The 6,188-nt window shown below is 60.3% G+C and carries 6 protein-coding genes; all 6 read left to right on the forward strand.

Going from position 1 to position 6,188, the window contains the following annotated elements:
• Window positions 1-23: 23 nt before the first annotated feature.
• The gene (locus R3C19_14845; protein ID MEZ6061622.1) at window positions 24-1,985 is read left to right on the forward strand and encodes a hypothetical protein; all 1,962 of its coding nucleotides are present in this window, start codon (window positions 24-26) and stop codon (window positions 1,983-1,985) included.
• Window positions 1,986-1,997: 12 nt separating this feature from the next.
• Window positions 1,998-2,345, forward strand: a complete 348-nt coding sequence (locus tag R3C19_14850) for a DNA polymerase ligase N-terminal domain-containing protein (protein MEZ6061623.1) — start codon at window positions 1,998-2,000, stop codon at window positions 2,343-2,345.
• A gap of 10 nt (window positions 2,346-2,355) precedes the next feature.
• Window positions 2,356-3,621 (forward strand): aminotransferase class I/II-fold pyridoxal phosphate-dependent enzyme, encoded by a 1,266-nt coding sequence (locus R3C19_14855; GenBank protein MEZ6061624.1) that lies wholly within the window; start codon window positions 2,356-2,358, stop codon window positions 3,619-3,621.
• Window positions 3,614-4,540 carry an alpha/beta fold hydrolase gene (locus R3C19_14860; GenBank protein MEZ6061625.1) on the forward strand — a complete coding sequence of 309 codons (927 nt, stop codon included), beginning with the start codon at window positions 3,614-3,616 and terminating at the stop codon, window positions 4,538-4,540. Before R3C19_14855 ends, R3C19_14860 begins: the two co-directional genes overlap by 8 nt.
• Window positions 4,541-4,909: 369 nt before the next feature.
• Window positions 4,910-5,599 (forward strand): repressor LexA, encoded by a 690-nt coding sequence (locus R3C19_14865; protein MEZ6061626.1) that lies wholly within the window; start codon window positions 4,910-4,912, stop codon window positions 5,597-5,599.
• 194 nt (window positions 5,600-5,793) lie between these two features.
• On the forward strand, window positions 5,794-6,188 hold a 395-nt coding region (locus R3C19_14870; protein MEZ6061627.1), incomplete at its 3' end, for an aminopeptidase.

Consider the following 6,188-nt stretch of genomic DNA (forward strand, 5'->3'; position numbering starts at 1 on the left):
CGAACAGCCCACGAACAGACGTCATGGCTGCGATCAAGATTCCCTGCCCGAAGTGTGGCGCATTTCTGAAACTGCCCGGCCCGGAGTATCTCGGCCGCAAAGCACGGTGCTCGCAATGTAAGCATCGCTTCGTGCTGGAAGAACCGGATGAGGTCGAGCTGCATCTGGCGGAACCGGAAGCTCCCGCACCGCCAAAAACCCGGGCCGACGCGCCGCTGGTCGGAACATCACCGCGATGGGTTCCCGACGATCCCACTGAAGTTTCATCAGCGGCGTCGGACGAATTGAACCTTCCGCCGATGGCGCGGCCGCTGGACTTTGGAACCGTGCCGCCGGCCACGGCTCCACCCGCGCCGGTTGTTTCTATGCCGATGCCAACGGCGCCCGCCGAAGTTTCGCCGCCGGTAATTGCCGGCGAACCGGGCAGCGTGGCGGCTCGAATTCAGGGGCGGCGGAAGAGAAACCGCAGAGGACCGGTCCTGTTTGGCATTGTGACGGCGATCTTTGTGTTCGCGATGCTGGCGGTCTGGTGGAATTCGAACCGGACGCCGCCCGGTCCGGCAATTGCCGATAAGCAGCCTCCGAAACGAAATCTCGCGGCGGAAGCTCAGCAGTCTCGCCAGGCGGAATCCAACGATGACGCTCAAAAGCTGAGCCCCACCACCGGCGACCCGATTCCGCTGAACTACATCGCATTCACGCCGCAATTGATTCTGCACCTGCGCCCGGCGGAACTGTGGGCGAACGATCGAGACGTCGCGGAATTCCGGGCGCTGCTTGGTGAGCAGTTCATCGTCTGGCTGGAAGGCAAAATTCAGGACGTCACTCACTTCCAGCCGCAGCAGATCAGCGAACTGACCTTCGCCGTCAACTTCGGTCCGCGCGGTTCGCCAGCCGATGTTGGTGCGGTCGTCAGACTGAAGGATCCGCTGTCGAATTCGGACCTGATCAGAGCCTTCGGCGGGCAGATTCGGACGGACCTGTCGGCGGAGGTCTACGAATCCGGTGCATTCAGCTACATCATCGCCGACGAACAGACATTCGCCGTCGCTCCGGCCGGGCTGTCGGAAGCACTTGCGTCGGCGAAGCAGTATCCGGCGCTGGCCCTGGTCGACCTGCAGCCTCTGCTGGAACAGTCGGATCGAAACCGGCACGCCACCGTGTTGTTTGATGTCAGCAATCTGGACGATCATCGCCAGGACATCTTCATCGAACAGTTGCAGCCGCTGGCGGATCAGTTCGTGCTGTGGTTCGGCAAGGACATTCAGACGGTGTCGTGGAGTTTCCATCTGGACCGGCGGTACTTCTTCATGGAAACGCTGCTGCATCAAAGCAACACCAGCTCGCCGGCGCGCGTTCAGCGGTACATGGAATCTCAACTGGAGAAGCTGCCGGGTCAGATGTATTCGGCCGTTCGCGGAATGCAGCCGTCCACGGTGGGCTCCAAAACGCTGATCGGGCGTTTTCCGGCGATGCTGGCCGCGATGACTCTGGGAACCTCGTCGCACGTCGGACAAAACTACGTGCGGCTCGTGACACTGCTGCCCGACGTCGCCGGCGCCAATCTTGCGGGAGCCGCCGCGCTGACCTGGAACCAGTCTGTCGCGACAGCCTCCGACACGTCCCGTCCCCCAGTCGCCGCTACGGACCAATTGCCGAACACGGTCGCCGAACGGCTGCAGATGCCCATTCTGATCGATTTCCGCAGGACGCCGTTACAGGAAGCGTTTGCCTACATCGGCGAAGAAATCAGCACGCCGGTCAACATCATCGGAGAAGACCTGGAACTGGCCGGAATCACGCAGGTGATGGCTCAGACATTCAACCTTGGAGAAGTTCCCGCCGTGCAGGCCATTGACGCGATCCTGCAGCAGTACAAGGGCGTTCTGGTGATCAGTGTCGACGAAGCCTCAAAGACCATCACCCTGACGACTCGCGACCGCGCGAAGGAAAAGGGTCTGCCGATTTTTGAGACGTCGCAGTAACAGGAGGCTGCGTTGCCGCTTCGACGGTTTGTCATTCTGCAGCACGATCATCCGTTCCCGCACTGGGATCTGCTGCTGGAATCCGGCGAGGTGCTGGAATCGTGGCGATTGCTGGAACAGCCGCGCGCGAATTCGGCTGTTGCCGCTGAACGAATACCCGATCACCGCCGGCTGTATCTGGAATACGAAGGCCCGGTCAGCGGCAACCGCGGTTTCGTGACGCAGTGGGCGGCGGGTACGTTCGAGGAAATCTGTGCCGAACCAGGCGACCGCCGACTTCGGCTGAACGGCTGGCCGGTCGCCGCCGAAGCCATTCTTTCCTCGCTTCCGGACGGGTCATGGCTGTGGGAATTCGCGTAACAGAGTTCGTATGACGCACGATTTTGATCACCGAATGACTCAGCGGCTGCGGCAGCTTCAGCAATCGAATCTGCTGCGGACACCGCGAGTCGTTGAAACTCTGCCCGGCGGTCGCTGCCGTGTCGATCACGTCGATTCCGTCAATTTCGGCGGGAACGACTACCTGGACATTGCCCACGACGTTCGAGTCTGCCGTGCATTTCAGGACGCCGCCGCGGAACAGACCGGATCGACCGCCAGCGCGATTGTGGCCGGTCGGTCGCCGCTGCATGACCAGTTGGAATCCTGTCTGGCGCGATTCGAAGACGCGGATGAAGCGCTGCTGTTTCCCAGCGGTTACGCGGCCAACACGGGAGTGCTGACGACGCTTGTGGAAGCGAACGACGCGGTCTTCTGCGACCGCGACAACCACGCCAGCATCATCGACGCCGCGAAGACCTGTGCCGGACGAATGCTTGTCTATCACCGCGATCGGCTGGAACGGCTAACATCGGCGCTGGCAAAACGGCGGCATGAGTTCGACCAGACATTTATCGTCACTGACGGCGTGTTCAGTATGGACGGAACACTCGCCCCGCTGCCCGAACTTTGCGACATCGCCGATCGTTTCGATGCCGTTGTCATTGTCGACGAAGCCCACGCAACGGGAGTCATCGGTTCGCGGGGGCACGGAGCTTCCGAGCATTCGGACTGCGAAGCACGAGTCAAAGTCAGAGTCGGGACGCTCAGCAAGGCTCTCGGCGGTCTCGGTGGTTTTGCAGTCGGCGATCATCAGACAATCAGTTGGCTTTCGCAACGCGGCTCGCAGCCAGTTCTTCTCCACGGCGCTTCCTCCGGCGATGTGCGCGGCGATGCTGCAGGCCGTGCAGATCGTGTCGGACGAACCGGAACGACGCCATATCCTGCGGCAGCTTACGCAACGTGCGCATCAGACAATCCGCGAACTCGGGCTGCAGACAATCGGAGAAGGACCGGCGCCGATTGTTCCGGTGCTGGTGGGCGACGATCATGCGGTCGTGCAGTTGTCGTCGAAACTTCTGCAGCTTGGCTGGTTCGTGCCCGCTATTCGTCCGCCGACGGTTCGGCCTGGAACAGCGCGGCTGAGAATTTCGATTTCCTGCGCTCATTCCGCCGACAGCATCGTGGCGGTGCTGACCCAGATCCGCCACTTGCTGGATCGCGGAGTGCCCTTCTCATAACCTGCCGCCCCCGAACGCCCGGCATTGTCCGCGGACTCTTCATATTCCATCCGCCGAACGTAATCCCCCGTGGCTAGCGATCGCATTCTGAATCCCGAAGACGTCCCTGCCGATTTGCGCGAAACGGCGGCGGATCGAGAAGGGTTTGCCGCAGAGTACCCGTTCGAATCGCACTGGGCGGAAGTCAGCGGGCAGGTGCTGCACTTCGTTGACGAGGGCTCCGGGCCTGTCCTGCTGATGGTACACGGCAACCCCACGTGGAGTTTCGCGTGGCGGCATCTGGTGGCAGAGTTCAGGTCTCAGTTTCGAGTCATCGCCGTCGACCATCTGGGTTGCGGGTTTTCATCCCGTCCGCAGGCGGACGTTTACACTCTGGCGGGGCACATCGACCGGCTGTCGAAACTGGTCGCGCTGCTGGACTTGCAGAACGTCACGCTGATCGCCCACGACTGGGGTGGAGCGATCGGGATGGGATGTGCCGCAAGTCAGCCCGAACGATTTCGGCAATTTGTGCTGATGAATACTGCCGCATTTCGCAGTCGCGGAATTCCACTTCGAATCGCCGTTTGCCGCATTCCGGTTCTGGGGACTCTGGCTCTTCGCGGCCTGAACCTGTTCTCGCTGGCTGCCCTGAAGATGGCAGTGGAAAAGCCGCTCAGTCCCGCGGCCAGGCGCGGGTTACTCGCGCCATACACTTCGTGGGCTCGGCGAATCGCCGTTCGGGAATTCGTTCGTGACATTCCGATGGCGCAAGATCACCGCAGCTACAACACGCTGCTGGAAGTTGAAGAATCACTTGAACAGTTTCGCCATTTGCCCGTACTTCTGATCTGGGGAATGAAGGACTGGTGCTTTACGCCTGAGTTTCTGCATGAATTTCAAACGCGTTTTCCGGACGCGGAGACTCACGAAATCAGTGATGCGGGGCACTACGTCTTCGAAGATGCCGGCGCCGAAGTTGGCGATAGACTGCGGTTGTTCCTGAACAGGGAATGAACGGCGACGGCGCGAATTCGAGCGCTGTGCTACTTCGCTTCACCGGCGAAGCGTTCCACTTCACTTGCCTCCGCAGGACGATCGTCTTGTGAGTCCGCCGAAGAATCTCGTGGACGAAAATCCAGGTTCGGGTATACGCCACCAGTTTTCGGAACGTTCAACCCGCCGGTGACGTAAAGCCTAAACCCGTAAATAACTTACGCCTTTGCGTCTTCGGTTCGAAAAGCGACTTCGGAAGCTTCGAACAGTGGCCTGCCGACGCCGGAATTCTCTGACTGAAAGGCTGTCCAGACATTCTGGCACTGCATTTGCTTTTCATCATGGCTCCCTGAGGTGTAGTCAAATTCCCCTACGAAAGCATGAAGCCAGATGGCCTCAAGTTCCGAGAAGCAACCGTCTCTTACGCGGCGTCAGGAAGAAATCTACGACTTCCTGAAGGACAAGATTCTGAAACGCGGTTACGGCCCGACGGTCCGGGAGATTGGGAATCATTTTGGCATCCGTTCGCCAAACGGAGTCATGTGTCACCTGAAAGCGCTTGAGCGCAAGGGGTTGATCTCCCGCGAATCCAACATGTCGCGTGCGATTCAGCTCACGGACAACTCACAGCAAAAAACGGTGCTGCCGTTGTTGGGCACCGCCGTTTCCGGTGATCCGTGGCGGCCGGACCTCGAGGACGAAACGGTTGAGTTCGGTGGTCTGTTTCAGGCCGGAAACCGAGCCTGCATTCTGGTGCGGGGCACGGCACTGGGATCGCTGGGAATTCAGGACGGCGACTATCTGATCGTCGCGAAAGGCGCTACCGGCAGACCGGAAAGCCTGATGGCGGGTCTGGATGATCGAAACTGCCTGATCGTGACTCGCGTTGGAAATGACGGTGTGCCATCGAATCCGGTCGTGCCCGGTGCCGTGCCGGGAATGATGAGTCGAGAACTTGGTGTTGTGGTCGGCGTCATTCGCCGATTTGCCGCTGCCGACGCCGCCGTCACGTCCGCCACGAATACCGCGCATATGAACGGGCACGGTGAGATCCTGGAGGACGATGCGGACGATTCGTAGAGTCACGCAGGTGCTGGAAGAAACATGTCGTTTGACCTACGATCCGGACAGTCACGCCCTATGGGCAGCCTGTTGAAATTGGTGGGTCGAACACAGGAGGGATGTGTTTCTTCCGGTTCCCTGCCAGCGCCGGACCCCTGCGGTCACGTGTTTTCAGTGAGCTGCCGGTCCCGCTCCGAAACGCTTCGCGTCGCATGAAAGATCCTCGAATTTCCCGGCTGGCGGAAACGCTGCTGGATCACAGTTGCCAGCTATCCGCCGGTCAGGTCGTGTTGATTGAGGCGTTTGATCTGCCGGATCCTGCTCTGGTCTGCAGTCTGGTGGATGGCGCCTATCAGCGCGGCGCGCTGCCGCTGGTGTCCTGGAAAAGCAATGCTGTCCTGCGCAGCCTGTACCTTGGCGCCACCGAGGAAGCCATGACGCTGGCCGGCGAACTGGAATCGGCGGCGATGGAGCGGGCTGACGCCTACATCGGAATTCGGGGCACCGCCAATTCCACCGAATTCGCGGACGTCCCCGCCGAAAGGATGGACCTGTTTTCAAAGCACTGGTGGCAGCCGGTGCATATTCATATTCGAGTCCCGGAAAC

Source organism: Planctomycetaceae bacterium (genome assembly GCA_041398785.1).
Lineage (GTDB): Bacteria > Planctomycetota > Planctomycetia > Planctomycetales > Planctomycetaceae > JAWKUA01.

Excerpts from the sequence above, each read along its gene's own strand:
- R3C19_14845 (MEZ6061622.1), top strand. The coding sequence starts at position 24 with ATGGCTGCGATCAAGATTCCCTGCCCGAAGTGTGGCGCATTTCTGAAA.
- R3C19_14855 (MEZ6061624.1), top strand. The coding sequence starts at position 2,356 with ATGACGCACGATTTTGATCACCGAATGACTCAGCGGCTGCGGCAGCTT.
- R3C19_14865 (MEZ6061626.1), top strand. The coding sequence starts at position 4,910 with ATGGCCTCAAGTTCCGAGAAGCAACCGTCTCTTACGCGGCGTCAGGAA.